At 73.6% G+C, this 24,333-nt stretch carries 24 protein-coding genes; 14 read left to right on the top strand and 10 right to left on the bottom strand.

Features of this window, described 5'->3' with window-relative positions:
- The first annotated feature begins 1 nt into the window (after window position 1).
- Window positions 2-862: an SCO6745 family protein gene (locus AB0K03_RS34680; protein ID WP_364694099.1), complete on the top strand. Its 861-nt coding sequence runs from the start codon at window positions 2-4 to the stop codon at window positions 860-862.
- A gap of 202 nt (window positions 863-1,064) precedes the next feature.
- On the top strand, window positions 1,065-1,955 hold the full coding sequence (locus AB0K03_RS34675) for a helix-hairpin-helix domain-containing protein (RefSeq protein ID WP_364694096.1): 891 nt from the start codon (window positions 1,065-1,067) through the stop codon (window positions 1,953-1,955).
- Window positions 1,956-2,063: 108 nt separating this feature from the next.
- Here the strand turns inward: AB0K03_RS34675 and AB0K03_RS34670 are convergent, their stop codons facing one another.
- On the bottom strand, window positions 2,064-3,284 hold the full coding sequence (locus AB0K03_RS34670) for an MFS transporter (RefSeq protein WP_364694093.1): 1,221 nt from the start codon (window positions 3,282-3,284) through the stop codon (window positions 2,064-2,066).
- A 388-nt stretch (window positions 3,285-3,672) separates the two neighbouring features.
- Between AB0K03_RS34670 and AB0K03_RS34665 the strand changes: the two genes are divergently transcribed.
- The 4 genes from AB0K03_RS34665 to AB0K03_RS34650 are packed head-to-tail and all read left to right on the top strand — an operon-like array spanning window position 3,673 to window position 6,273.
- Window positions 3,673-4,383 carry an energy-coupling factor ABC transporter permease gene (locus AB0K03_RS34665; RefSeq protein ID WP_364694090.1) on the top strand — a complete coding sequence of 237 codons (711 nt, stop codon included), beginning with the start codon at window positions 3,673-3,675 and terminating at the stop codon, window positions 4,381-4,383.
- Window positions 4,380-4,769, top strand: coding sequence for a PDGLE domain-containing protein (locus tag AB0K03_RS34660; protein WP_364694087.1), 390 nt, complete (start codon window positions 4,380-4,382; stop codon window positions 4,767-4,769). The genes AB0K03_RS34665 and AB0K03_RS34660 overlap by 4 nt, the downstream gene beginning before the upstream one ends.
- Window positions 4,769-5,530 carry a cobalt ECF transporter T component CbiQ gene (cbiQ, locus tag AB0K03_RS34655; protein WP_364694084.1) on the top strand — a complete coding sequence of 254 codons (762 nt, stop codon included), beginning with the start codon at window positions 4,769-4,771 and terminating at the stop codon, window positions 5,528-5,530. Before AB0K03_RS34660 ends, cbiQ begins: the two co-directional genes overlap by 1 nt.
- Window positions 5,527-6,273 carry an ABC transporter ATP-binding protein gene (locus AB0K03_RS34650; RefSeq protein ID WP_364694081.1) on the top strand — a complete coding sequence of 249 codons (747 nt, stop codon included), beginning with the start codon at window positions 5,527-5,529 and terminating at the stop codon, window positions 6,271-6,273. Before cbiQ ends, AB0K03_RS34650 begins: the two co-directional genes overlap by 4 nt.
- 66 nt (window positions 6,274-6,339) lie before the next feature.
- Here the strand turns inward: AB0K03_RS34650 and AB0K03_RS34645 are convergent, their stop codons facing one another.
- Window positions 6,340-6,519, bottom strand: a complete 180-nt coding sequence (locus AB0K03_RS34645) for a hypothetical protein (protein ID WP_364694079.1) — start codon at window positions 6,517-6,519, stop codon at window positions 6,340-6,342.
- Window positions 6,520-6,677: 158 nt separating this feature from the next.
- On the opposite strand from AB0K03_RS34645, the gene AB0K03_RS34640 reads away from it, so the two are divergent.
- Entirely contained in the window at window positions 6,678-7,076 is a 399-nt protein-coding gene (locus AB0K03_RS34640; protein ID WP_364694076.1) for an STAS domain-containing protein, read from the top strand.
- On the opposite strand, the gene AB0K03_RS34635 is transcribed toward AB0K03_RS34640, so the two are convergent.
- On the bottom strand, window positions 7,053-8,447 hold the full coding sequence (locus tag AB0K03_RS34635; protein WP_364694074.1) for a glycoside hydrolase family 5 protein: 1,395 nt from the start codon (window positions 8,445-8,447) through the stop codon (window positions 7,053-7,055). The genes AB0K03_RS34640 and AB0K03_RS34635 overlap by 24 nt on opposite strands.
- Before the next feature lie 92 nt (window positions 8,448-8,539).
- Here AB0K03_RS34635 and AB0K03_RS34630 point away from each other — a divergent pair, with 92 nt between their 5' ends.
- Window positions 8,540-9,355, top strand: a complete 816-nt coding sequence (locus AB0K03_RS34630; protein WP_364694071.1) for an SAM-dependent methyltransferase — start codon at window positions 8,540-8,542, stop codon at window positions 9,353-9,355.
- A gap of 171 nt (window positions 9,356-9,526) precedes the next feature.
- Here the strand turns inward: AB0K03_RS34630 and AB0K03_RS34625 are convergent, their stop codons facing one another.
- Window positions 9,527-10,111 carry a redoxin domain-containing protein gene (locus AB0K03_RS34625; RefSeq protein ID WP_364694068.1) on the bottom strand — a complete coding sequence of 195 codons (585 nt, stop codon included), beginning with the start codon at window positions 10,109-10,111 and terminating at the stop codon, window positions 9,527-9,529.
- A 300-nt stretch (window positions 10,112-10,411) separates the two neighbouring features.
- Here AB0K03_RS34625 and AB0K03_RS34620 point away from each other — a divergent pair, with 300 nt between their 5' ends.
- From AB0K03_RS34620 to AB0K03_RS34610, 3 genes are all read left to right on the top strand, one after another.
- On the top strand, window positions 10,412-10,750 hold the full coding sequence (locus AB0K03_RS34620; RefSeq protein WP_364694065.1) for a hypothetical protein: 339 nt from the start codon (window positions 10,412-10,414) through the stop codon (window positions 10,748-10,750).
- Window positions 10,751-10,777: 27 nt separating this feature from the next.
- Window positions 10,778-11,041: a DUF3040 domain-containing protein gene (locus AB0K03_RS34615; RefSeq protein WP_364694062.1), complete on the top strand. Its 264-nt coding sequence runs from the start codon at window positions 10,778-10,780 to the stop codon at window positions 11,039-11,041.
- Between the two features lie 257 nt (window positions 11,042-11,298).
- Window positions 11,299-12,717 (top strand): polysaccharide lyase family 1 protein, encoded by a 1,419-nt coding sequence (locus AB0K03_RS34610; protein WP_364694059.1) that lies wholly within the window; start codon window positions 11,299-11,301, stop codon window positions 12,715-12,717.
- 4 nt (window positions 12,718-12,721) lie between these two features.
- Here AB0K03_RS34610 and AB0K03_RS34605 read toward each other — a convergent pair whose 3' ends face one another.
- Complete coding sequence (locus AB0K03_RS34605; RefSeq protein ID WP_364694056.1) at window positions 12,722-15,334, bottom strand: CHAT domain-containing protein; 2,613 nt, start codon at window positions 15,332-15,334, stop codon at window positions 12,722-12,724.
- 81 nt (window positions 15,335-15,415) lie between these two features.
- Between AB0K03_RS34605 and AB0K03_RS34600 the strand changes: the two genes are divergently transcribed.
- The gene (locus AB0K03_RS34600) at window positions 15,416-16,756 is read left to right on the top strand and encodes a S8 family serine peptidase (RefSeq protein ID WP_364694053.1); all 1,341 of its coding nucleotides are present in this window, start codon (window positions 15,416-15,418) and stop codon (window positions 16,754-16,756) included.
- Window positions 16,757-16,765: 9 nt separating this feature from the next.
- Here the strand turns inward: AB0K03_RS34600 and AB0K03_RS34595 are convergent, their stop codons facing one another.
- Both AB0K03_RS34595 and AB0K03_RS34590 read right to left on the bottom strand, forming a co-directional pair.
- Window positions 16,766-17,278: a hypothetical protein gene (locus AB0K03_RS34595; RefSeq protein ID WP_364694050.1), complete on the bottom strand. Its 513-nt coding sequence runs from the start codon at window positions 17,276-17,278 to the stop codon at window positions 16,766-16,768.
- A 52-nt stretch (window positions 17,279-17,330) separates the two neighbouring features.
- Window positions 17,331-17,924 carry a sigma-70 family RNA polymerase sigma factor gene (locus tag AB0K03_RS34590; RefSeq protein WP_364694047.1) on the bottom strand — a complete coding sequence of 198 codons (594 nt, stop codon included), beginning with the start codon at window positions 17,922-17,924 and terminating at the stop codon, window positions 17,331-17,333.
- Between the two features lie 168 nt (window positions 17,925-18,092).
- Between AB0K03_RS34590 and AB0K03_RS34585 the strand changes: the two genes are divergently transcribed.
- Window positions 18,093-18,647, top strand: a complete 555-nt coding sequence (locus AB0K03_RS34585; protein WP_364694044.1) for a GNAT family protein — start codon at window positions 18,093-18,095, stop codon at window positions 18,645-18,647.
- 66 nt (window positions 18,648-18,713) lie between these two features.
- Window positions 18,714-21,113, top strand: a complete 2,400-nt coding sequence (locus AB0K03_RS34580; protein ID WP_364694041.1) for a glycosyl hydrolase family 95 catalytic domain-containing protein — start codon at window positions 18,714-18,716, stop codon at window positions 21,111-21,113.
- Window positions 21,114-21,116: 3 nt separating this feature from the next.
- On the opposite strand, the gene AB0K03_RS34575 is transcribed toward AB0K03_RS34580, so the two are convergent.
- The 3 genes from AB0K03_RS34575 to AB0K03_RS34565 are packed head-to-tail and all read right to left on the bottom strand — an operon-like array spanning window position 21,117 to window position 24,050.
- Window positions 21,117-22,715, bottom strand: coding sequence for a DNA polymerase ligase N-terminal domain-containing protein (locus tag AB0K03_RS34575; RefSeq protein WP_364694038.1), 1,599 nt, complete (start codon window positions 22,713-22,715; stop codon window positions 21,117-21,119).
- Between the two features lie 16 nt (window positions 22,716-22,731).
- A complete protein-coding gene (locus AB0K03_RS34570) occupies window positions 22,732-23,676 on the bottom strand; it encodes a Ku protein (RefSeq protein WP_364694036.1) in 945 nt (314 codons plus the stop codon).
- Between the two features lie 17 nt (window positions 23,677-23,693).
- Window positions 23,694-24,050, bottom strand: a complete 357-nt coding sequence (locus AB0K03_RS34565; RefSeq protein WP_364694033.1) for a PRC-barrel domain-containing protein — start codon at window positions 24,048-24,050, stop codon at window positions 23,694-23,696.
- Between the last annotated feature and the right edge of the window lie 283 nt (window positions 24,051-24,333).

The raw sequence follows: 24,333 nt of genomic DNA, 5'->3' as shown, positions 1-24,333 counted from the left end.
CATGACATCCCTCGACCCGGCGGTCGCCCGCGAAGCCTGGCGGCTGGCCGAGCCGCTGCACGCGATGGTCTACTTCGTCCCCGAGGCCACCGAGCGGTACGAAGCCCTGGGCATCTCCGCCTCGGCGGGCTACTTCGCCAGCCGCGGCGGGGTGTTCGGGGCGGTCGGGCCCGGCCCGGTCGTCGCGACGTTCTACAACTTCCACCCCGACCGGGTCGCCCGGTACCTGCCGGCGGTCTGGGCGACGACGACCCCGGCCGCGGCGATCGAGGCCCGCCTGGCCGCGGCGGACGCGGCCCTGCACCGCGGCCTCGGCGACGCGCTCAGCAGCGACGGGGTCGCGGAGGCGGCGACCCTGGCCCGGCGCGCGGCCGAGTCGGCGATCTTCCACCAGGCGGGCCGTCCCCTGTACGCCGCGCACGCCGGGCTCGAGTGGCCGAAGGAGCCGCACCTGGTGCTGTGGCACGCGCAGATGCTGCTCCGCGAATTCCGCGGCGACGGTCACGTGGCGGCGTTGTTGCTGGGCGGCGTGACGGGGCTGCAGTCGATGATCCTGCACGCCGCGTCGGGCCAGGCCGACGGCGGTTTCCTGCGAGCCAGCCGGGGATGGAGCCGCGAGGAGTGGGCGGCCGAGACGGAATCGCTGCGCTCCCAGGGGCTGATGGCCGGCGACGACCTCACCGGCAAGGGCCGCGACCTGCGCGCCCACCTCGAGGCGGAAACCGACCGGCTGGCGGCGCCCGCGTACGAGATCCTCGGCACCGACGGCTGCGCCCGCCTGGCCGAGCTCGCCCGGCCGCTGAGCCGCACGCTGGTGAAGGCCGGCTTCCTCGGCGGCGCCGCCCCGGCCCGCCCGCGGTGAAGCCGGCGGCGGTCCCCGGCCGGACAGTGGTCGAGCCGGCCCCAGCTGCCCGCGGTGAAGCCGGCGGCGGCGCGGGTTGCCCTTCCGGCCGACCCGCCGGCGTCGATGTGACCAGCGTGACGGCGGTTCAGCTGTGGGGCGCCCGGGGCACTCCCCTATGATGCGCGCTACATCTTCACCCGAAGCCGTCCGGAGGCATGTCGTGGCACCGTTCCTCACTCTCGTAGCCGGGCTGGTGGTCGGCGTGCTCGCCGGCTGGCTGCTGCGGGGACGCCAGCTCACCGCCCAGTCCGCGGAGCCGGCCCCCGCCGCGGCCGCCGAGCAAGCCGAGCCGCCCGCCGCGGAGCCGGCCGCCGCCGTGGTTCCGGAGCCGCGCCCCGCGGACACCGAAGCCGAGCGCGAGCCCGAACCGGTCGCGGTCGCCGCCGAGGCGACGCCGGCCGCCGCGGAGCCGAAGCCGGCGCCGGTCGCCGTCACCACCCGGCCGGACCCGACGCCGGTGGCCGTCGCGCCCGAGCCGGTCGCCGTCAGCGCGGAGCCGGTCGCCCCCGCACCGGTCACCCCGGCGCCGGCGCCGGTCGCCGTCGCGGAGCCGGCCGCGGAACCCGTCGCCGTCGCGGAGCCGATCGCCGAGCCCGTGGGCACCCCGGACACCGAGCCGGCCCCCGCCACCGTGGCGGACACCTCCACCACCCCGGGCGCCGAGCCCGTCACCGTCGCCGAGCCCTTCGCCGAGCCGGGCAGCACCGCTGAGCCGGTGACCGCCGCGGAGCCGTCGCCGCTCACCGCGACCGAGCCGCTCACCCCGACCGAGGCGGCCACCGGCACCGAGCCGGCCGCCGAGCCGCTTGCGGCGACCGAGGCCGAGCCGGTCGGCGCGGGTCCCGACCACGAGCCGGACGACCTCACCCGGATCGCCGGCATCGGGCCGAAGATGGCGATGGCCCTGGCCGCGGGCGGCATCACGACGTTCGAGCAGCTGGCCGCCGCCGACGCGGCGACGCTCAAGGCCACCATCACCGCGGCCGGCATGCGGCTCGCGCCGAGCCTGGGCACCTGGCCCGACAAGGCCCGGGCTCTCGTCGGCAGCTGATCCGCCCACGCCAGCGCGTCACGAAGGCCCGCCCGGTCGACCGGGCGGGCCTTCGTACACGGCAGGTGCCCCCGCCCGTACCGCCGCCCGGCCGGACCGGGAACGCGCTCATCTCGCCACCGTCCCGGCGCCGTCGTGGGGTGAAGATGCGTGCGCATGCACCCACCAGGCGAGCGGAAGCGCAATCAGCACCACCGCCTGGATCGTGAGCAACGCCGCGACGATGCCCCAACGGTCTGCCACCAGACCGGCTCCGAGGGCGACGACGCCGTAGAGCACGCTGCCGAGCAGCGACGCCAGCGAACCCATCGTCGCGCGTTCGCGGTCGGTGAACTCGCGCTGCAACACCGTCTGCTGCGCGATCGTCGACACGCCGTAGGCCGGTGATCCCAGCAGCACGGGCGACACCACCGTCGGCTTGACCAGCGCCACGACGTTTGCCACGTTGTCGACCAGTTCACCGGACAGCAGCGTGCGAGCCGGGCCCAGCCTGCCGATCACCCACCCACTGATCCGGAAGCCGGCAAAGGCCACGCCATGGCCGAACGTGCGCCACAGGCCCAGTGCCCAGAGCGGCCACAGCCCCGCCACGAACACGGGCGACAACTGAGCCGCGCTCTCGCCGCTGTAGCGCAGCGCCGACACCAGAGTCATCCGGCGGAGCACCGGATGGTCGCGAATGCCGCGCAGGGCCGATCCGAGATGCGTCAGCACGGTCGACTCCAGCGGTCCGGTCACCCGCGGTTCCCGGACCAGCACGGCGACGAGCACGCAGAGAATCTGGGGCCCGATCGACAGCACGACCACTGCCCGTAGCGACCACGCGCCGGCGACCGCGCCGCCTATGGCTGCCGCCAGCGCCAGGGCGATCTGGAACATCGAGTTCACCCGGCCCGCGTGCCGGGGGAACTCCTCCTCGCGGCCGGCTTCGAGCAACGTGTCGTAGAGCAGAGACTCGTTGTTGCCGCTCCACAGTGCGGTCGCCGCTCCCTCCAGCACCACGGCGACCAGCAGGAGGCCGTAGCCGGGGGCGGCAGCGTACCCGGCGTGGGCGGCCACCATGACGACGGCGCCGGCGATCATCGTGCCGCGCCGGCCGAGGCGGTCGGAGACCACCCCGGTGGGGACTTCGCACGCTGCCGACGACAGCTGCTTCACGGCCAGGAGTCCGGCGGCAGCGGCGTACGAGCCGGTGACCTGCGCGAAGTAGATGACCATGATGGGCCCGTACATGCGGAAGTCGCCGAAGAAGTTGAACCAGCTCAGCAGGCGGACGTTCCGGCTGACCTTCTGATCAGCGGAGCCCGGAACAGATGGTGGAGCGGACACGGCAGAGCTCCCGGGAAGGCGAACGGAGGCGCCGAACAGCGCCGAGGACCGGTGACACGCGTCACTTCGCCCCGGGCGACCGGGATGTGTGCTGAGTCTGCCGCTACCCGCGCGGCGTCACGAGCCTGACGGTGCGGTCACCAGGGGGCGAAGGGAGGCTCCGGTCATCGCTGTGGACATCAGTGCTCCTCGGCTTCCATGGCGAACGGGCTGGCGCAGCGGACCGACTCTAGCGGCCGGAGAACCCACGTGTCCGCTGAGTAACACGCCTGGTGCCGGGCCGCTGAACGGCGCCATGATCGTGAGGCGCGCCCTAGTTGCCAATGCTATGCAACAACATCACGGGCGCAATATGCTGGCCTGAACGAGGCAGGCCTGGGGAGGCTCGATGGACACAATGGCGATGCACATCGCCAACGGGATCGTGAACGGGCCGGTGTCGGCGGTGTTCGCGGCCTTCGCCGCCGCCGCGCTCGCGTTCTGCGTGTGGCGGGCCCGGGCGGATCTCGACGATCGGCTGGCGCCGATGGCGGGGCTCGTGGCGGCCTTCATCTTCGCCGTGCAGATGCTCAACTTCCAGGTGTTGCCCGGCGTCTCCGGGCACCTGCTCGGCGGCACTCTCGCCGTGATCCTGGTCGGCCCGTGGGTCGGCGCGCTCTGCGTCTCCACCGTGCTGATCGTCCAGTGCCTGCTCTTCGCCGACGGCGGGCTCACCGCACTCGGCCTGAACATCACCAACATGGCTCTGCTCGGCACTGCCGCCGGTTATGTGCTGGTGGCGGCGCTCCTGCGGATCCTGCCCAAGACCCCCGCCGGGCTGGGCGTGACCGCCTTCGCCGCGTCCGTCGTGAGCGTCGTGATCGCCTCGCAGGGCTTCGTCGCCGAATACTGGCTGGGCGGCACGACCCAGCTGTCGCTGCCGGCGATCGCCGGGACCATGGCCGGCGTCCACGTCCTCATCGGCATCGGCGAGGGACTGATCGCGGCGACGACCGTCATGACCGTGGCGCGCGTACGCCCCGACCTGGTCTATGCGCTGCGCCGGTTCCGCAAGGCGCCCGCGGCCGAGCCCGTACCCGTCGGCGGAGGTGCCGCATGAGCAAGCGACTCGGATGGTTCCTGGCCGGCGGCCTGCTGGTCGCCCTGCTGCTGGCCGGCGTGGTGAGCTCGTTCGCCTCCAGCAGCCCGGACGGGCTGGACGCCACCGCCCGCCAGGGTTGCACCTTCGACGCCGACGACCGGATCACCGGCGGCACGTGCATGCTCCAGAAGGAGCAGGCGCACCAGCTGAGCGGCAGCCCGCTGGCCGATTACGGCATCCGCGGGCTCGGCGACGACAGCCTGTCCACCGGGCTGTCCGGCGTGCTCGGCGTGCTCATCACGTTCGGCGTGGGCGCGGCACTGTTCCGGCTGGTCCGGCGGCGCGACGACGCGGCGGCCGGCGACGGTGAGCACGCCACGGCCCGTACGGAAGCCGAGGTCTAGTGGGGGCCGGTCACGCCCATCCGCTGCACCTGGACCGCCCGAGCGTGGTGCACCGGCTCCCGCCCGAGGTGAAGATCCTCGCGACCCTGCTCTTCACCGTCGTCGTGGTGCTCACCCCGAGGGAGGAGTTCCGGGCCTTCGGCGGGTACGCGTTGCTGCTCGTGGCGGTCGCCGCGCTGGCACGCGTACCCGTGGGATGGCTGGCCAAGCGCGCGAGCATCGAGCTGCCGTTCGTGGTTCTCGCCGTCGCGCTGCCGTTCGCCGGGCACGGCGAACGGGTGGAGTGGCTCGGCATGTCGCTGTCGGTCGACGGCCTCTACGGCGCGTGGAACATCTTCGCGAAGGGCACGCTCGGCGTCGTGGCGTCGCTGCTGCTGGCCGCCTCCACGTCCATGCGGGATCTGATCCTCGGGCTGGACCGGCTGCGCGTGCCGTCCGTGTTCACCCAGATCGCCACGTTCATGCTGCGCTACCTCGACATCCTGGCCGAGGACGCGCGGCGCATGCGGATCGCCCGGCTGTCGCGCGGCTACGATCCGAGGTTCCTGTGGCAGGTGAAGGCGTTCGCGGTCAGCGTGGGATCGCTGTTCCTGCGGGCGTACGAGCGCGGTGAGAGGGTCTATCTGGCGATGGTGTCGCGAGGCTACGACGGGCGGCTGCCGCGTCCGGAGACCGGGGGCGCGACGGCCGCGCAGTGGGCTCAGTCCGCGGCGCTGCCGGCGGCGGCCGCCGTCATCGCGGTGACGGCGGTGCTGCGGTGACCGCGGGCCTGCGCGTCGAAGGGCTGACGTACGCGTACCCGGACGGCAGCGTGGCCCTGCGCGGGGTGGACCTGACCGTCGGCGAGGGTGAGCGCGTGGCGCTGCTGGGGCCGAACGGGGCCGGCAAGACGACGCTGGTGCTGCACCTCAACGGGGTGCTGCACGGCGGGGCCGGCACGGTCGACGTGGGTGGCCTGCGGGTGGAGCCGCGCGACCGGGCCCGCCTCGCCGAGATCCGCCGCCGGGTCGGCATCGTCTTCCAGGACCCCGACGACCAGCTGTTCATGCCGACGGTCGCCGAGGACGTGGCGTTCGGGCCGGCCAACCTGGGGCTGCGCGGCGCCGAGCTGGACGAGCGGGTGACCGAGGCCCTCGCCGCGGTGGGCATGACGGAGCACCGCGACCAGGTGCCGCACCACCTGTCGTTCGGCCAGCGGCGGCGCGTCGCGGTGGCCACGGTGCTGGCGATGCGCCCGCAGCTGCTGGTGCTCGACGAGCCGTCGTCCAACCTGGACCCGGCGAGCCGGCGCGAGCTGGCCGAGATCCTGGAACGGTTGCCGGTGACCGTGCTCATGGTGACGCACGATCTGCCGTACGCGATGCAGCTCTGCCCGCGCTCGGTGATCCTCGACGGCGGCCGCATCGCGGCCGACGGGGCGACCGGCGACCTGCTCGCGGACGAGGAACTGCTGCGGGCGCACCGGCTGGAGCTGCCGTACGGCTTCCATCCCGTACGGCCCTGAGCCCTTCGCGCACGGGGCCGTCAGCGGGTGCGGGAAGTGCGTCCGGCCTGACGGCGTCCGGCGGGATCAGGCGGCGGTGCTGCCGTCGGCGTCGGCGACGCCGTCGTGGCCCGCCGGGGCGGGCTCGAACGGGTGGCGCAGCCGCCACATGGCCTCGTCGCTGTGGTCGGCGGCGACCGCCGGGACGCCGTCCTCGCCGGTGGCGCCGGCGCGGAACTGCGGGTTGATGCTGTGCTCGATGGCCATGAAGTCCTGTCCGTTTCGTCGGTGAGGGAACGCGCCGCGTGGTACCCGGCCGCCGGCAGCTCCAATCACCGTCCCGACGTCACCCGTTCGAGGGAGACGCCGCGGAGGCGCTGCTAGAAAGAGTCATGCGGCCGGAGCATTTCACGATCATTCGCGTCATGGTCGACGGAGGCAGGGAAGTGTGCCTGCGGCTCTTCGGCGATCTCGATGCGGACGCCCGCGACGAGCTCCGCCGTGAACTCTACGACGCCGTGCACGACAACGCCGCACCGCAGCTCGTCGTCGACCTGCGCGACACCACATTCCTCGACTCCGAGGCGATCGACGCGATCCTCGAAGGCTTCCTGCTCGCGCGGCAGGCCGGCAAGACCCCGCAGATCATCAACGCGCGCGGGGTGGTCCGTACGGTGTTGCTGGTCACGGGCGTGCTGGACCTGTTCGGGGCGACCGCCGAGTCGTCGGCCCGGCTGGGCGGCGGGCCGGGCGCGGCGGTGCTGCCCCTGCCCTCGGACGGACGCGACGGGCCGGCCGGGTCACTGCGGCGGCAGTCCACGTAGGACGTCCAGCAAGGGCTCGCGGCGTACGCAACGGTCCAGCCGGAAGGAATCGGCCAGATCCGCCGCCTGCGCGGCGGTGAGGCCCCGGAAGCAGGCGGCGAACTCGTCCACCAGCGGCTCGGCCAGCATGATGTGCCGCATCAGCTGGTGGAGCCACCGCTGCGCATTCCACGGGTACGGCTGGAAGTCCGGGAACTCCCGCGCGAACAGCTCCTCGACGGGCGCGATGATGTCGCGAACGCCCGCGTCGGTGCTGCCCCACGAGTCGGCGCCCAGCCGGGCCTTCTTGTCGAGGAACGGCTGGATGCGGGTCACGTACGGCGAGTCCGCGGCCGCGTGGACCAGCCCCTGCAACCCGATGTCCTTGTACGTCCACAGGCTCCACCCGGCGCCGTGCCGCCCGTAGATCTCCAGCTGGTCCCGCAGCACCTGGTAGCGCCCGGCGTCGCGTTCCGGATCGCCGGTGTAGACGGGCCCGAACTCACCGATCCAGATCGGCGTGCCGGTGCGCCGCATGTACTCCGTACGCTGCAGGAACGTCTCCTCCAGCCGGGCCTTGTCGACGTACTCGCCGCGCGACGTCCCCGGGTACGGCCCGCCGTCGACGAACCCGGGCAGCGCGTAGTCGTGCGTGGTGTACACGCTGTTCGGCAGCGGCTCGCCGAAGGCGTTGAAGTCCGTGGAGTAGCGATTCCCGTCGAGGAACAGCACGTGGTCCGGGTCGATGGCCCGGATCGCCGCCGCCACCCGCTGGTAGAACGGGCCGATCGCGGCGCCCGTGACGTCGGCCGGCTCGTTGAGCGGGTTGTACCCGGCCACCCACGGGTCGTCGCGGTAACGCTCGGCGAACGCCTCCCACAGGTGCACGGCGCGGTCCTGGAAGTGCGGATGGGTCCAGAAGCTCGCCCAGTGCGTCGGGTTGTCGCTGTGCCAGTGCTGGTTCTGCGCCCCGGGCGCGGTGTGCAGGTCGATGACCGAGTACAGCCCGTGGCTCGCGCAGGCGCGGACCGCGGCGTCGAGGCGGGCGAAGCCGTCCTCCTTGAGCTCGAACGGGCGATCGTCGTCCTCGAAATGGTGATAGTTGACCGGGATCCGTACGCAGTTCAGCCCGAGGGATGCCAGGAAGGCCGCGTCGTCCGGCCCGAAGAACGCCGGGAAGAAGCGCGCGAAGAACGCCTCGTACGCCTCCTCACCCAGCACCCGGCGCAACGCCCGCCGCTGCTGCGACTCGGTGGCCGCGTACCCGGTGATGAAGTTCTCCATGTTCATCCACCCGCCGAGCCCGACCCCGCGCAGCACGACGGGGGTGCCGTCGCCGCGGACGAGCCGGTCCCCCTGCACCCGCAGGCGCACGTCACCCTCACGCTCCATGCGGTAAGCCTCCCCCGGGCGGCCCTCGGCCGCCAGAGGAGAGATCGACGGACTATGGTTACCCTCACCATCGGCTCGACAGGGGTGTGCGCATGGACGGTATCGACATGGGCAGGTCCGGAATCGACTCCTCGGTGCCGCACCCGGCCCGTCGCTACAACTACTGGCTGGGCGGCAAGGACCACTTCGCCGCCGACCGGGCGTCCGGCGACCAGCTCGAGGCGGCGTTCCCCAACGTCCGCAAGGGAGCGCTCGCCAACCGCGCCTTCCTGCAGCGCGCGACGCGCTACCTGGCCGCCGAGGCGGGCATCCGGCAGTTCCTCGACATCGGTACGGGCCTGCCGACCGCCGACAACACCCACGAGGTGGCCCAGGCCGTCGCGCCCGAGAGCCGCATCGTGTACGTCGACAACGACCCGCTGGTCATGGTGCACGCCCGGGCCCTGCTCACCACGAGCCCCGAGGGCCGTACGTCGTACATCGAGGCCGACCTCAACGAGCCGGGCAGGATCCTCGGCGACCCGACGCTGCGCGAGACGCTCGACCTCGACCAGCCGGTCGGGCTCATGCTGATCGCCGTCCTGCACTTCATCCACGGCCACGGCGCCGCCCGGCCGATCGTACGGGAACTCCTCGCGGCGCTGCCCGCGGGCAGCTACCTGGTGGCGACGCACGCCACCTCGGACTTCGGCACCCCCGAGCAACAGGCGCTCTACCAGCAGATGATCGAGGAAGGTAAGAGCGACGTGTGGACCCGCAAGCGGGCGGAGTTCGCCGAGCTCTTCGACGGCCTCGACCTGGTCGAGCCGGGCGTGGTGCCGGCCAGCGAATGGCGTCCGCAGCCGGGCGACCCGGTGTTCGCGAACAACGAGGTCAACGTCTGGGCCGGGGTCGGCCGCAAACCCTGACCCGGCGTCCCGGCGCCGGGCCACACGACGACGGCGTTCCGGGCGCGGGCCTCCAGGCGGGCGTTCGGCGCGGGCCTCCCGGCGCGGGCCTCCAGGCGGGCGTCCGGCGCGGGCCTCCCGGCGCGGGCCTCCCGGCGCGGGCCTCCAGGCGCGGGCGTCCGGCGCCGCTGGTCAGCGGGCGGGGCGGAGGTTGCGGACCGCGGCGATGATGTCCGCCGGGTCGGTGCGGACCGCGGCGTCGGGCCGCACGTCCACGTACCGCACGACGCCCGACCGGTCGGCCACCACCACGGCGGGATACGGCAGCGTCGAGCGCCCGGTGCCGAGCACGTCGACGGTCTCCGGGCTGCTGAACCCGATGCCGAACGCGTCGATCAGCGCATGCCGCGCGTCGGCGGCCACCAGGAAGCCCAGCTCGTGCCGCCGCTTCAGCGCCGCGAGCCGGTCGGCCCGCTGCGGGCTCACCGCGACCAGATGGGCGTCCAGGCCGTCGAGCACGGGCGCGAGCCTGGTTCCGTACGCCGCGAGCGCCGCGTCGCAGCCTGCCGAGGCGGCGTGCCGGAAGAACACCAGCACCAGCGGTCCCGTGTCGAGCAGGCGGTGCAGGTGGATCGGGCCCAGGTCGGCCTCGACCAGCGCGAGGTCGGGGATCCGCCCGCCCGGCGCGATCATCCGGCTCCAGATGGCATCGCGCTCCAGCTGCTGCCGGAACGCGAGATCGGTGGCCGGCCGCCGGTACGCCGAAGTCGTGGTCATGCCGCCAGATTACCTATCCAATTGATAGGTGTTGGTTACAAGGTCACGACCATTGGGCTACATCCACCCGTCACCCCGGCGAGCGGCCGCGCACCGCCGGATACCGCGGCGCTGCCGGACACCGTGCGCTGCCGGCCACCGCACATCGCCGGCGACCCGGGGCGGCCGGTCGAACGTCGCCGGGCGCGCGGCGGGCGCGTAGCCGACCCCGGAGGGCCGCTCCCCCGGGCAAGTCACCGCGGCGCCACAAAATGCCACTTACCATGACCTTTCGGACGCGTACGAGTCGGGACGGTCGCCATGACGCATGCACAACCGGAGCCGCCGCTGCCGGAGGAGCTCGAATGGGCGCTGGACGAGGCGAACAAGGAAGTCGTCGCCGTCGCTCCCGGCTGGTTCCGCGCCTGGCCCACCGGGGACGAGAAGTGGTCGGCCGTCAACGTCCGCGGGGCCACCCAGCTGATCGTCAACCACAGCCGCGAGGACGACCGGCACCCGAACGCCTGGACCGTACGGGCCCTGTTCGGCGACAAGGCCGTCGAGTTGCGCGTCGGACCGTACGACACGAAGGCGCAGGCGATCTGGGTGGCGCACGCGATTCTCAGCCTGGCGTTCTCCGAGGGCGGGGGTACCGTGTGAGGATCCGCCGACCACGGAGGTGACGACGTGGCCGATCCCGGCGAGGACCGCAGCTTCGACGAGAACCGCCGCTTCGACGACATCGTCCGGCGGCTGCACGCGGAGGATCCGGGCTTCACGGCCGCGTTCCACGAACCCCGCAGATCCGCCGGCCGCATTCGGCTCGTCATCGGCGCGGTGCTGTGCCTGGGCGCGATCCTGCTGCTGGCCTTCGGCGGGGTGACCGGTGCGGTGCTCGCCGTGATCCCATTGCTGGCCGGGATGGCGTTCGCCCTCAAGGGCCGCGGCTGACCCGGCCCGAGCCGGGCCCGGGTCGAGCCGGGTCGGGCCGAGCCGGGCCGAGCCGGGCCGAGCCGGGCCGAGCCGGGCCGAGCCGGGCCGAGCCGGGCCGAGCCGGGCCGAGCCGGGCCGGGCCGGGCCGAGCTGGGCCAGGAAAGGCCGGGCCGCGTCACTGCAAATTTCCTGCACATCCGTATGCGTTGACTCGCGCCGAGCGGCGTGTGACGGTGGCCAGGCAAGCGCTTTCCTGACCTTCCAGGAGCATCCCCATGCTTGGACGCCTGGTCTCCGCAGCAGTCATCCCCACCCTGATCCTCGGCACGGTCGGGCCGGCCGTCGCGCACCCCGCCGGCCCGGCAGCCGCGCACCCCGCCGGCCCGCCAGCCGCCCACCCCGCCGGCCCGCCAGCCGCCCACCCCGCCGGCCCGCCAGCCGCGCACGCCGGTGTTCCCGCCGGCGCCCTCCGGCTGGCGCGGCAGACGCTCGCGCCCGACGACGGCTGGGCCGCCGCCGGCACCGGCACGACCGGCGGCGCCGCCGCGGACGACGCGCACATCGCCGTGGCGCGCAACCGGGCCGAGCTGCTCGCCGCGCTGGGCGCAGCGTCGGACGGGGTACCGAGGATCGTTTTCGTCAGCGGCCGGATCGACATGGCCGCCAACCCCGACGGCACCCGGCTGACCTGCGAGGACTACGCGGATCCCGGATACGAGCTCGACGCCTTTCTGCGTACGTACGATCCCGGGGTCTGGGGCCGCGACGCGAAGCCGTCGGGGCCGCTCGAGGACGCGCGGGCGCGGTCGGCGCAGCGGCAGGGCGCGCAGATCCGGATCCCGGTGGGCAGCAACACCACCCTGATCGGCATCGACGGGGCGCGGATCGAACACGGCAGCCTGACCCTGACCGGCGTGCACAACGTGATCGTCCGCAACATCGCGTTCACCGACGCGGCGGACTGCTTCCCCGCGTGGGATCCGGCCGACGGCTCCGCCGGGAACTGGAACTCGCTCTACGACCTGGTGTCGCTCAGCGGCGCCACGAACGTGTGGATCGACCATGACACGTTCAGCGACGGCAACAATCATGACGCGGATCAGCCGTTGTACTTCGGGCGGCCGTACCAGGTGCACGACGGGGCGACCGACATCATCCGCGGGTCCGATCTGGTCACGGTGTCCTACAACGACTACTACGACCACGACAAGACGATGCTGATCGGCTCGACCGACACCGCCGGGGTCGACATCGGGAAGCTGCGGGTCACCGTGCATCACAACCGGTTCGGCAACGTGCTGCAGCGGGCGCCGCGGGTCCGGTACGGGCAGGTGGACGTGTACAACAACGCCTACACGCTGACCGATGACGATTACTCGTACTCGCTCGGGGCCGGGGTGGGGTCGGCCATTTACGCGGAGAACAATTACTTCGTGCGCAGCGCCGACATCCCCGCCGCCGACATCATCAAGGACTGGAAGGGTACGCGGATCACCGCCGTCGGCTCGCTGGTCCGGGTCGGCAGCGCACCGGCCGTACCCGTCGACCTGGTGGCCGCCCACAACGCCGCGTACGACCCGGACCTGTCGCCCGACGCGGGCTGGGTGCCTGTGCTGCGCCCGCGGCTGGACCCGGCCGCGGCCGTCCCCGCGCTGGTGGCCCGCACCGCCGGCGCCGGCAGAATCGGCTGCTGAGGCGTCAGCCCGGACCGTACGCGGTCAGCCCACACCAGGCCACGTACTCCTCCGGCCCGCCCGCGGCGAGGGCGTCGCGGGCGTGCCACACGGCCGTCGCGAGGGAGTCGCCGCGGACGAGGCTGCGGTGCAGCACTGCCATCGCCGGCATGCAGGCGCCGTCCGGGATGGGCAGTCCCGCCGCGGCGATGCCCGCGCTGCCGTTGGACATCATCGCGCCGGCGAAGCCGAGCACCTCGTTGCCGCCGTACGCGCGCTGCACGCCGGAGTTGCACGAGGCCAGCACGACCCGCCGGGGTGAGACCCCGCGCGCCAGCAGCTCGTAGAGGGTGAGCCGGCCGTCGCTGAGCTCCAGGGCCGAGAAGAGCGGGCTGTCGGAGCGGAACAGGCCGTGGCACGCCAGATGCGCGAGGTCGGCGTCGCGGACCAGCTCGAGCGTGGCGTCCACCGTGCTGACCGGCGGCAGCAGTGTGCGTGCCGCGCGGTGCTCGGCCGCGACCGCGCCGACCTCGTCGATCGCGCCGGCCAGGTCGGGGCCCGCGACGACGGCGACCCGGGATCCGGTGGCGGCGCGGCGCCGGGCCCGGGCCCAGAGACCGCCGGACGGGGTCACGGAGACGGGCGCCGGGTGCAGCGGCGACCACGGTACGTCCAGCAGCTGCGCGGACGGCACCACGACCAGCGGCACGTCGGCCGGGACGCCCAGCGGCTCGACGAGCAGCCGGGCGAGCGCGTCCAGCGCCTCCTGGGCGGCGGCGCGGGCGACGGCGCTGAACCGGGTGCCCTGCAACAACCGGCGCAGGCCGAACGCCGCGGCCTCGGACTCGTGCCGGATCGGACCGATGGGGCCGAGCTCGACGATGCGGGTACGGCGCGGCTCCACCACCACGGCCAGCGTGCGCTCGCCGATCACCGCGTACTCGGCGAGCCAGGCGCCGTCGAGCGCCCGCCGCAGGTCGGCGCCGCGGACCGGGGACGCCGCCTCGCCGCCGGTGTCCTCGGCGGTCCACGACCGGCGCCGGATGCGGGCCTCCAGGGCGCTCTGCCGGGCCAGCAGCGCGGGCGGCTCCTCGCCGCGTTCCAGCCGGGCCGCGCGCAGCTCCTGCTCGACGCCGCGCAGCGCGATGACGTCCTCGTCGATGCCGGTGGCCGCCGGGTGCACGCGCAGCAGGGCCGCCGCGCGGGTGCGTTCGAGCCATTCGAGGATGCTGGTCGCCGAGCCGGCCGGCACGAGCGTGCGCAGGCCGATCTCGCCCAGCTCGGCGCCGTGCCCGGAGGCGAGCACCCGAAGCTCCAGCGAGGGCAGGGCGGCGCGGTGGCGGGCCAGGTCGCGCAGGCCGCGTACGCATTCCCGCAGCACCGCGGAGGTGCCACCGGGGCCGCTCGCCTGCGCCTCGGCCAGCAGGGCCCGCGCGAGATGCCCGCGCAGCCGGACCAGCAGCGAGTGACCGTCCGCGAGCACACCCACGGCGGTCAGCTCCCGCTCGGCGACGGCGTGGCGGCCCAGCGCGAGCGCGGCGCGGCCGGCGACCAGGCGGGCGTACGCGGCCTCGGCGCGCAGGCCCAGCCGTTCCAGGGTCGCCGCGGCGGTCCGCAGGCTGCGCAACGCCTCCGCCGACGGCCCGTCCCGGTGGGCCAGCGCCTCGGCGGCGGTCACGGTGGCCCGTGCGGCCCAGGCCGTCCGGCGTTGCGCTCGGAAGTCGTGTCCGGCGGCCGTGGCCTCGGCCAGGGCCGTCCCGGGGTCGCCCAGCTCCAGCGCGAGACGGGCGCAGCGCAGGCGCGCCTCGGCCGCCATCAGCCGGGCGTCGTGCCGGACGAAGTCGGCCGCGGCGGACCGGGCCGCGGCCATGGCCTCGTCGAGCAGCCGCAGGTCGCGCAGGACGTCGGCGTACTCGAGGTGGTGCTCGCCCAGCGGCAGCCCGGCGGCGGCGTGCAGGCGGCCGGCCTCCTCGAAGCGGCGGACGCTCTCGGTCAGCCGGCCGGCGTGGTAGCTCGACCAGGCCAGGCTGTCGGCGATCACCGCGGGCAGCCGGGGCCCGAGGTCCGCGGCGAGCACCGCGGCCCGCTCGAGGTGCCCGAGGGCCTCCTGTGGCCGGCCCAGCAAGGTCTGCACGTTGGCGAGGTTGTTGGCGGCCTTCACCCAGACGAACGGCGGGCAGTCCGGGTCGTCGAGCAGCTCCCGGTACGCGCCCGCGGCGGCGCCCAGCCGGCCCCGGTTGTGCTCCAGCACGGCCAGCTGGAACCGCACCTCGGGGCGCTCGGCCGGCTCGATGAGCGGCTCGGCCAGCCGCAGATCGCGGGCGGCGGCGTCGTAGCGGCCCAGCTCGTGCAACGCGACGGCGCGGGTGAGCAGCAGCTCGCCGAGGCGCCGCGGCAGCCCGTGCCGGCGGGCCAGCCGTACGCCCTGGTCGAGCAGCTCGCGCGCGCCCTCGTTGTCGAGCGCGACGTGCCGGGCCCACGCCACCGCCTTCAGCGCGACGACCAGCGCCTCCACGTCGCCGGCGGCCCGTGCCCTCGTCACGGTGACTTCCGCCTCTGCGGCGTATCTGGCCGGATCGAGCACGACTCTTCTGTACGCGGCGTCGGCCCGCTCCCGCAGGTCCACCTCTGTGTCCATTCCGCACCGCCTGACAAGAACCGCCTGACAACACGCGAGGCAGGTCGACGCCAGCCTACCGACGGAAGGGGAGAGAGATCCATGACCATCGCAGCACAGTGGCCGCTGCCCGACACCCGTACCGCCGCCCAGCTGGAGCACGACAAGCAGGACGTCCGCCGTCAGGTGACCGTGCTGGAGGCGGACGGCGTCGCCCAGGAGCTGGACTCCATCGTGGAGAGCATCCGGGCCCGGCAGCAGACCGCGGGCCGGTCGCGGGGGCTGCCCTTCGTCCGCTTCACGCCCGCCGGCAGCCCGCGGATCGTGCTCGCCGCCCAGAACGAGCTGGTGCTCGACGCGGCCCCGGAACGGCTGGCGCAGCTCGGTGATCTGCTCACCGACTACGACCCGGCCGACCGTACGGACCGCAGCGACCGCCGGCGCACCCGGGTGTTCCGGAACCGGCGCGACCGTACGCCCGAGGTGCTGCTCGCCGATGTCGCGCGCCTGCGCAAGGCCGGGATCCGGGCGAACATCAACCCGGTCGTCCCGCTCGGCTACGTCATCAAGGGCAGCTCCTACCCCGGCCTGACCGTGCCGCCGCGGCCGTTCGCCACCGCCGGCGCGACCCAGCCGGTACGCGTGGCGATCGTCGACACCGGGCTGGCGCCGCAGCCGCGTACGGACGCCTGGGACACGGGCGTGGTGGCCAAGGGCACGGATCCGCTCAACGTGCTGGCGCCGCTCGACCGCAACGACTGGTTCTCCGGGCACGGCACGTTCGGGGCGGGCATCGTCCGGCAGATCGCGCCGGACTGCGAGGTCGTGGTCTACCGGTACACCTCCGCCGACGGGCTGGGCACCGACGAGGCCGCCGCGGACATGCTGATCCGGGCCGCCGACGACGCCGCCGGCAAGCGCCTGGTGATCAACGCGTCGTTCGGCGCGCCGGCCGTCGGCGGTGTTCCGCCGCTGGCCATGCAGGAGGCGGTCGCGTACATCTCGGCCACGTACCCGGATGTCCTGGTCGTCGCGAGCGCGGGCAACGACGGCCGCGACCTGCCGCTCTACCCGGCGGCGTTCCCGGGCGTGAAGGCGGTGGGCGCGCTGACCAGCGACCTGTCACCGGCGTCGTTCTCCAACCGCGGCAGCTGGGTGCACTGCTCCACGGTGGGCGTGGGGATCGTGTCGACCTTCGTGGAGGGGCTGCTGCCCCCGGAGCCGGGCCTCGGCACGGACATCCTCTTCGCCGCGAACGCGTGGGCGACGTGGAGCGGCACCTCGTTCACCGCCCCGCAGATCAGCGCCGCGGTGGCCGCCCTGTGCGGGGAGGACGCGACGCTGACGCCGCGGACCGCGTTCGACCGGCTGATCGCCGGCCGGCCCACGGTGAACGGCTTCGGCGCGGTGGTGCACCTGTTGCCCGGTACGCCGACGAGCTGAGCCGGGCGCCTACACGAGGATCCATTGCGTCGCCACCGCGGGCGCGCCGGCGCGGTGGCAGGTGAGGCTCATCGGTCCCGGCAGGACCCCGTCGATGACGAACAGCCCTCGGTGGTCGGCGTCGACGCGGTGCGGCCGGGCGGCGGTGGGCTGGCGTACCTCGATGCGCGCGGGGCCCTGCGGCGCGAGGTGCCCGGTCAGCCGCCGGTGCGCGCCCACCGGCTCGACCTGCACGGCGATGACGATCTCGTCGCCGCCGTGCGGGCCGATCACCTGGAACGTGAGCTGGCGCGGCTGCGGGACGGTCCCGGGGGTGCGGACCGTCACCGGCCCGCGCGTGGCGGTGTCCTCGAGGGACTGCTCGGAGTCCTCCACGAGCTGCGCCAGCTCGGCGTCCAGATCGCGGAGCACGAAGCTCTGCTTGGCCAGCTCCATCAGCTCGGCCGGTGGCGGATCGGCCTGCTCGAACATGGTCCGGAGCCGGGACAGGAGACGCTCCGCGGGGTCGGTCGCGTCGGTCACGGGGACTCCTCCCGTCGGGGGGAAAATGCGTTGCGTAATGTAAACATCACTGCTACGACTCCCCGGCGGGGCTCTGGATACCTTCTGTCAGGAATTTGCGCAGCTGGGCGAGGCACCGGCCCCGCGTCGGCCCGAGGCTGCCGATCGGCATTCCCAGCGCCGCGGCCGACAGCTCGTACGACGGCCGCCCCTCCTCGGCCTCGACGACGAGCACCCGCAACACCTCCTGGCAGCGCCGCCCCAGCCGGCGGAAGGCGCCCCACAGCTCGGCGTCGCGGGCGGCCACCAGGAACGGCACCTCGGGATCGTCCGACGGATCCCCCGGCCGCTCCGCCAGCACCGACTCCTCCACCGGGGTGGCCCGCCGCGCCCGGCGGATCGCGGCCAGCGCCTCGTTGCGGCACGTCGTGCCGATCCAGGCGCCGATCTTCGCGGGGTCGCGCAGCGAGCCGAGATTCTCGAGCAGCCGCAGCCAGGTCTGCTGGAAGACGTCCGCGGCGTCGGCCGGTCCGAGCCGGTGCGCCCGGCAGACGGCCCACACCCGGGGCCCGAACCGATCGACGATCTCGTGCCAGGCCGACGGGTCGCCGTCCGCGGCCTTGGCGACGAGCACGGCGAGGTCGCCGGCCAGCTCGCTGTCGCCCATCGCGCCCCGCAATCGAAGACTTGAATGCGTCGATTCACAATAGGCCACGCCCGATCCGGCACCGCCCGGCGCCACGCACGGCGCCGCCGGCCCCATGCGGCCGGCGGACCGCGACCCGATCCGGTGTGGGGCCCCGCGATCGCGGCGGAGCCGCGGTACGGTGCGCCGATGTTCGCGATCGATCTCGGCGACGGCGCCGAGCTGCGCCCGCTGGAACCGTGGCAGGCCGGCGAGTTCCTCGAGCACATGGACCGGGCCCGGGAGTACGTGGATCCCTGGATCCCCTGGGCGTCCCGCAGCACCGACGCCGCCTCGGCGGCCGCCACCCTGCAGCGGTACGCCGACCTGGCCGCCCGCGACGCCGGCCGCATCTACGGCATCTGGCTGGCCGGCACGCTGGTGGGCGGCGTGATGTTCGTGTCGTTCAGTACGCGTACCGGGGCGTGCGAGGTGGGGTGCTGGCTGGAGCCGGCCGGCACCGGGCGCGGGCTGATCACCCGGGCGGTGCGGCTGCTTGTGAACTGGGCGCTGGCCGAGCGCGGCCTGTACCGGGTGGAGTGGCGCTGCCGGCCGGACAACGCGGCGAGCTCGAACGTGGCGCGGCGGCTCGGCATGACGCTGGAGGGGACGCTGCGCGGCGAGTTCGCGTACGGCGGGACGCGCCACGACACGCAGGTGTGGGCCGTGACCGCACCGGAGTGGGCCGCGAAACGCTGGAGTTGACATCGGCGTACGTCTATCCTTGGGCCGTCGAAACGCTTCGATGAACGTCGACGGCAGGAGGCGGCCGTGCGCAGAAGAACCGTCATGGGCGGCGCCCTCGCGGCAGCCGGCAGCGGACTGGCCACACCCGGAAGCGCGGAAGCGGCGGAGCGTCCGGACCATGACGACCGGCTCGTGCTCTGGTACGACTCCCCCGCCACCGACTGGGAGTCCCAGGCCCTCCCCGTGGGCAACGGCGCGCTGGGCGCCATGGTGTTCGGCGGGATCACCACCGAACGCATCCAGTTCAGCGAGAAGACGCTGTGGACCGGCGGCCCCGGCGAGGACCCGGCGTACGACCACGGGAACTGGGTGCCGCCGCGGCCGGGAGCGCTCGCGCAGGCACGGCGGCTGATCCTCGAGGAGGGTCCGCAGCAGCCCGAGACCATCGCCGCGCTGCTGGGACAGCCGAAGGTCGCGTACGGCAGCTTCCAGCCCTTCGGCGACCTCCACCTGGACCTCCCCGCGGCCGCCGAGGTGACCGGCTACCGGCGCGAGCTCGACCTCGGCACGGCGGTCAGCCGGGTCACGTACGTCGCCGGCGGCGTACGCCGTCATCGGGAGGTCTTCGCCAGTCGCCCGGACCACGTCCTGGTCGTCCGGCTCGGCGCGGACCGGCCCGGCCGCGTCGACGTCACGATCCGGCTCACCACCCCGCACACCGGCGCCACGCTCACGGTCGCGCACCACACAGCGCGGCTGAGCGGCCGGCTGGCCGCCGACGGAATGCGGCTGGAAGCGCAGCTGGCCGTGCTCGCCGAGGGTGGCCGGCGCACCGACGAGGCGGACGCGGTCCGGGTCACCGGCGCGGACACCGTCACCATCGTGCTGGCGGCCGGCACCGACTACGAGCACCGCTACCCGGACTACCGCGGACCCGATCCGCACCGGCGCGTCACGGCCACGCTCACCGAGGCCGTGGCCCGCCCGTACGCGCGGCTGCTGCGCCGGCACGTCGCCGACCACGGTGGACTGTTCGGCCGCGTACGGCTGCGGCTGGGCGGCACGGCACCCGGGATCCCCACCGACCGGCTGCTCACGGCGTACACGGGTGGGCCGGAGCCGGAGAACCGTGCGCTGGAGCAGCTGTTCTTCGCGTACGGCCGATATCTGTTGATCGCGTCCTCCCGGCCGGAGCCCGGACCGGCGGACCTGCCGGCCAACCTGCAGGGCGTATGGAACAAGGACACGGCCGCGGCGTGGAGCGGCGACTACCACGGCAACATCAACCTGCAGATGAACTACTGGCCGGCGGAGGTCACGAATCTGGCCGAGACCGCGCGGCCGCTGGCGGAGTTCGTCGACCGGATGCGCCCGGCGGGCCGGGACAGCGCCGGCGTGATCTACGGCTGCCGCGGCTGGGTGGTCGGCAACGAGACGAACGCGTTCGACTTCACCGGCGTGCACGACTGGCCGACGGCGTTCTGGTTCCCGGAGGCGGCCGCCTGGCTGAGCCGCCACCTGTGGGAGCACTACCTGTTCACCGGCGACCGGGAGTTCCTGCGCCGGGCCGGCTACCCGGTGCTGCGCGAGACCGCCGAGTTCTGGCTGGACTATCTGGTGGCTCACCCGGCGGACGGCTCGCTCGTGGCCGTGCCGAGCTTCTCCCCCGAGCACGGGCCTTTCACGGCCGGGGCGGCGATGTCCCAGCAGATAGCCGCCGACCTCTTCGACAACGTCCTGGCCGCGAACCGCGACCTGAGCGGCGACGCGGCGTTCGCGGCCCGGGTGGCCGGCGCCCGCGGCCGCCTCGACCCGGGCCTGCGCGTCGGCCGCTGGGGCCAGCTGCAGGAGTGGCGCGAGGACGTCGACGACCCGGCCGACACCCACCGCCACGTCTCGCACCTCTTCGCGCTCTACCCCGGCCGCGGCGTCACCCCGTCCGGCACCCCCGAGCTGGCCGAGGCCGCCCGCGTCTCCCTGCTGGCCCGCGAAGGCGACGGCACCGGCTGGGCACCGGGCTGGAGCCGCGCCTGGAAGGCCGCCTTCTGGGCCCGCCTGCACGACGGCAGCCGGGCCTTCGCCGCGCTCCGCGACCAGCTGCGCCTGCAGACGCTGACCAACCTCTGGGACACCCACCCGCCGTTCCAGATCGACGGCAACTTCGGCGCGACCGCGGCGGTCGCGGAGATGCTGGTCCAGAGTCACACCGACGCGATTCACCTGCTGCCGGCGCTGCCGCCGGCCTGGCTGTCCGGCTCGGTGGACGGGCTGCGGGCGCGCGGCGCGGTCACCGTCGGGATCAGCTGGGCGGACGGGCACGCCACGGAGATCCGGTTGCGCTCCGATCAGGATCGGACGGTACGGCTACGGAGCACGCTGTTCGCGGGGGCCTTCCAGGGTTCCGAGGGCGTCCGGGAAGGCGAGGACGTCGTCCGGTTGCGGGCGCGGGGCGGCCACGCGTACCGCTTCGCCCGCCCGGCGTGACCGCTACAGGGCGGGCAGCTTCCGGGTGTGGTCGAGCACGTCGCGGAACAGGTCGCCCTTCGCCACGAGCCGGTCCACCATGTCGCGGATCGTGAAGCCGTCCGGGCGCAGCGCCGGGTCGTCCAGCTCGTCCCAGTCGATCGGCGCGGACACCGGCGCTCCCGCCGCGGGCCGGGTGCTGTACGGGGCCACGAGGGTCTTGTTGATCGCGTTCTGCGTGTAGTCCAGGCGGGCCAGGCCGGCCCGGTCACTCTTCTGCCATTTCCAGCTGACGAGTTCCGGGAGGACTGCGCCGACCGTACGGGACAGGCGTTCCACCCAGGCGCGGGTGTCGTCGAAGGTGGGTCCCGGCGCGATCGGCACCCAGATCTGGATGCCGCGGCGGCCGGTGACCTTGGGCCGCGCCGTGACGCCGAGGTGGTCGAAGGCCGTACGGTGCAGCCGGGCCAGCGCGAGCAGGTCCTCCCAGCTGGTGGTGGTGCCCGGGTCGAGGTCGATGAGGGCGTACGTGGGCAGCCGCGGCGCCTCGGTCAGCGACGTCCACGGGTGCCATTCCAGCGCGCCGAAGTTCGCCGCCCACACCAGCGCCGCCGGCTCGTCCACGACCAGGTACGTGCGCGTCTCCCCCGGGTCCGCGTCGGAGTTGTCCCAGCGCGGCAGCCACTCCGGCGCGTGGCTCGGCAGCTCCTTGTGCCAGAAGCCTTTGGTGCCCGCGCCGTTCGGGTAGCGGTGCAGGTTCAGGGCCCGGCCGCTCAGATAGGGCAGCGAGACGGGGGCGATGCGGGCCGCGTACCGGAGGAAGTCGCGTTTGGTGACCGGCTCCTCGCCGGGGCGGGCCGGGAACAGCACCTTGTCCAGATTGGTCACCCGCAGCCGGCGGCCGAAGACGGACCAGGAGCCGGTCGCGGGCAGGTCGTCCAGTTCGGCGAGCTCCTCGTCGGTGACGTCGCGCGCCTTCAGCGCGACGGCGGCCCGCGCGGCGGGACGGTCGGAGCGCCACAACCGCTCGGGGTCGGCCTTCACCTCGTCGTTGGTACGGCCGCTGAGCACCGAGCGCGGATGGTCCTCGGCGTCCCAGCCGTCCACGGCGTGCTCGTCGTGTTTGTGCAGCAGGAGCCATTCCTCCCGGCCGGACGACCCGGTCCGGGTGCGGACCAGCACGAAGCGGCCGCGCAGCTTCTCACCGTGCATGTCGAGGTGCAGCTCGCCGCCGGCGACGTCGCGCCCCGGGTCGCTCGCCCGCCCGGCCCGGTGCGCGTGCGGTTCCCAGGTGCCCGCGTCCCAGACGATGACGTCGCCGCCACCGTACTGGCCGGCCGGGATGACCCCCTCGAAGTCGAAGTACTCGAGGGGGTGGTCCTCGACGTGGAACGCGGCCCGGCGCACGCCCGGGTCCAGCGTCGGCCCCTTCGGCACGGCCCAGCTGACCAGGACGCCGTCGATCTCCAGCCGGAAGTCGTAGTGCAGCCGCCGGGCCCGGTGCCGCTGCACGACGAACCGCCGGGCGCCGTCACCGGCCGCGGGCAGGGGGCGGCCGGCGGGTTCCGGCGTCCGGGCGAAGTCCCGCTTGCGCCGGTACGTGGTGAGCCGGTCCGACGGCACCCGCGGCCCTCCCGTCTCAGGAAGCCCGCTTCCGGGCGGTCTTCGTCGCGGCCGTGCTCTTCTTCGCCGCGGTCTTCTTCGCGGCCGTCTTCTTCGCCGGTGTCGCCTTCTTCGGGGGCGCCGCTTTCTTCGCGGCCGTCTTCTTCGCGGCCGTCTTCTTCGCGGGTTTCTTGGCCGTGCTCTTCTTGGCGGCTTCGACGCTGCGGCGCAGCACCTCGAGCAGGTCCGTGACGTTGGTGGGCTCCGGCGCCTCCTCGGCCACCGTGACCTCGCGACCGGCCTTCTTCGCCTCGATGAGCTCGTTGACCCGGTCGGTGTAGGTGTCGCGGTACTCCTCGGGCTTCCACGGCCCCGACATCGAGTCGATGAGCTGGGCGGCCATGCTCAGCTCGGCGGGCTTGGCCTTGCTCGCCCCGGGGACCCGGTCCAACTCCTTCTCCGGGTCGCGGACCTCGTCGGCGAAGTACATGGTCTGCAGCACGAGCAGATCGTCGTCGGGCCGGATCGCGGCGAGGTACTCCTTGCCGCGCATCACCAGCGTGCCGACGGCCGCCCGGTTGGCGTCGGCCATGGCGTCGCGCAGCAACGCGTACGTCTTCATCGTCTCGTCGCTGCCCGGCGCGAGGTAGTAGGTCTTCTGGTAGTAGAGCGGGTCGATCTCGTCGAGGTCCACGAACTGGTGGATCTCCAGGCTGCGGGAGCGGCCGGGCGCGACCGAGTCGAGCTCCTCCTGGTCGAGCATGACGAGCTCGCCGCCGCCGACGTCGGTGCCCTTGACGATGTCGTCGTACTCCACGTCCTTGCCGGTCCGCTCGTTGACCCGCCGCAGCCGGATCCGGTCGGTGGCGCCCTTCTCGAACTGGTGGAACGAGACCTCGTGCTCGTGGGTGGCCGAGTACAGCCCCACGGGCACCGACACCAGGCCGAACGTGATCGAGCCGGTCCAGATCGGTCGCGCCATGACAGCCCCTCCCCGCTCTAACGCCTTCCGAGCCGCCGCTCGCCCGACATCCCCGGCTGGTACGTCAGCCCGTAATGCGCGTAGAGCGCGGGCTCGTCCGCGGCGGTGAGCTCCCCGTCCAGGTCGATCGAGGGCGCCTCGGTGACGAGCTTCTTGGCGTACCGGACGCGCAGCGCGCTCGGGCTCACGGTGGCGCCGGTGACGGGGGCGAACACCAGCCGGTGCCGGCCGATCATGCCGACCTTGACGGTGACGAAGGCCGGCTCGTCGGTGGCGGTGTCGACGTACACCGCCTCCAGCTCACCGATCTTGTCGCCTTCGGGGTCGATGACCTTCTCACCACGCCAGTCACGCAGGTTCTCAGCGGCAAACATACGACCGTATTCCCGCCCCCGGTGTCCCGAAACCCCATGATCACCCAGTCGGCGGCCCCCGGCCGCCCGGCTCGGCGGCGGGGGCCACGCCCGGTTTGCTTCCGGCCGCTGCGGGCAATCCCGCCTCCATGGCGACCGGTATCGATGATCCGCCGCTTCCGGAGCACCTGCAGCTCGAGATCACCTCGGCCTGCAACCTGCGCTGCATGATGTGCCTGGTCCGGTACCGCCCGCCGGTCAACAAGCTGGCCGGCGCGATGACACCCGAGCTGTTCCACCGGGT

Source organism: Actinoplanes sp. NPDC049316 (assembly GCF_040677315.1).
Lineage (GTDB): Bacteria > Actinomycetota > Actinomycetes > Mycobacteriales > Micromonosporaceae > Actinoplanes.
This window is presented reverse-complemented; position numbering and strand designations above follow the sequence as displayed.

Coding starts and splice junctions, on each gene's coding strand:
- AB0K03_RS34680 (WP_364694099.1), top strand. CDS start 2: ATGACATCCCTCGACCCGGCGGTCGCCCGCGAAGCCTGGCGGCTGGCC.
- AB0K03_RS34665 (WP_364694090.1), top strand. CDS start 3,673: ATGGACACAATGGCGATGCACATCGCCAACGGGATCGTGAACGGGCCG.
- AB0K03_RS34660 (WP_364694087.1), top strand. CDS start 4,380: ATGAGCAAGCGACTCGGATGGTTCCTGGCCGGCGGCCTGCTGGTCGCC.
- AB0K03_RS34645 (WP_364694079.1), bottom strand. CDS start 6,519: ATGGCCATCGAGCACAGCATCAACCCGCAGTTCCGCGCCGGCGCCACC.
- AB0K03_RS34640 (WP_364694076.1), top strand. CDS start 6,678: ATGGTCGACGGAGGCAGGGAAGTGTGCCTGCGGCTCTTCGGCGATCTC.
- AB0K03_RS34635 (WP_364694074.1), bottom strand. CDS start 8,447: ATGGAGCGTGAGGGTGACGTGCGCCTGCGGGTGCAGGGGGACCGGCTC.
- AB0K03_RS34630 (WP_364694071.1), top strand. CDS start 8,540: ATGGACGGTATCGACATGGGCAGGTCCGGAATCGACTCCTCGGTGCCG.
- AB0K03_RS34625 (WP_364694068.1), bottom strand. CDS start 10,111: ATGACCACGACTTCGGCGTACCGGCGGCCGGCCACCGATCTCGCGTTC.
- AB0K03_RS34620 (WP_364694065.1), top strand. CDS start 10,412: ATGACGCATGCACAACCGGAGCCGCCGCTGCCGGAGGAGCTCGAATGG.
- AB0K03_RS34610 (WP_364694059.1), top strand. CDS start 11,299: ATGCTTGGACGCCTGGTCTCCGCAGCAGTCATCCCCACCCTGATCCTC.
- AB0K03_RS34605 (WP_364694056.1), bottom strand. CDS start 15,334: ATGGACACAGAGGTGGACCTGCGGGAGCGGGCCGACGCCGCGTACAGA.
- AB0K03_RS34600 (WP_364694053.1), top strand. CDS start 15,416: ATGACCATCGCAGCACAGTGGCCGCTGCCCGACACCCGTACCGCCGCC.
- AB0K03_RS34590 (WP_364694047.1), bottom strand. CDS start 17,924: ATGGGCGACAGCGAGCTGGCCGGCGACCTCGCCGTGCTCGTCGCCAAG.
- AB0K03_RS34585 (WP_364694044.1), top strand. CDS start 18,093: ATGTTCGCGATCGATCTCGGCGACGGCGCCGAGCTGCGCCCGCTGGAA.
- AB0K03_RS34570 (WP_364694036.1), bottom strand. CDS start 23,676: ATGGCGCGACCGATCTGGACCGGCTCGATCACGTTCGGCCTGGTGTCG.
- AB0K03_RS34565 (WP_364694033.1), bottom strand. CDS start 24,050: ATGTTTGCCGCTGAGAACCTGCGTGACTGGCGTGGTGAGAAGGTCATC.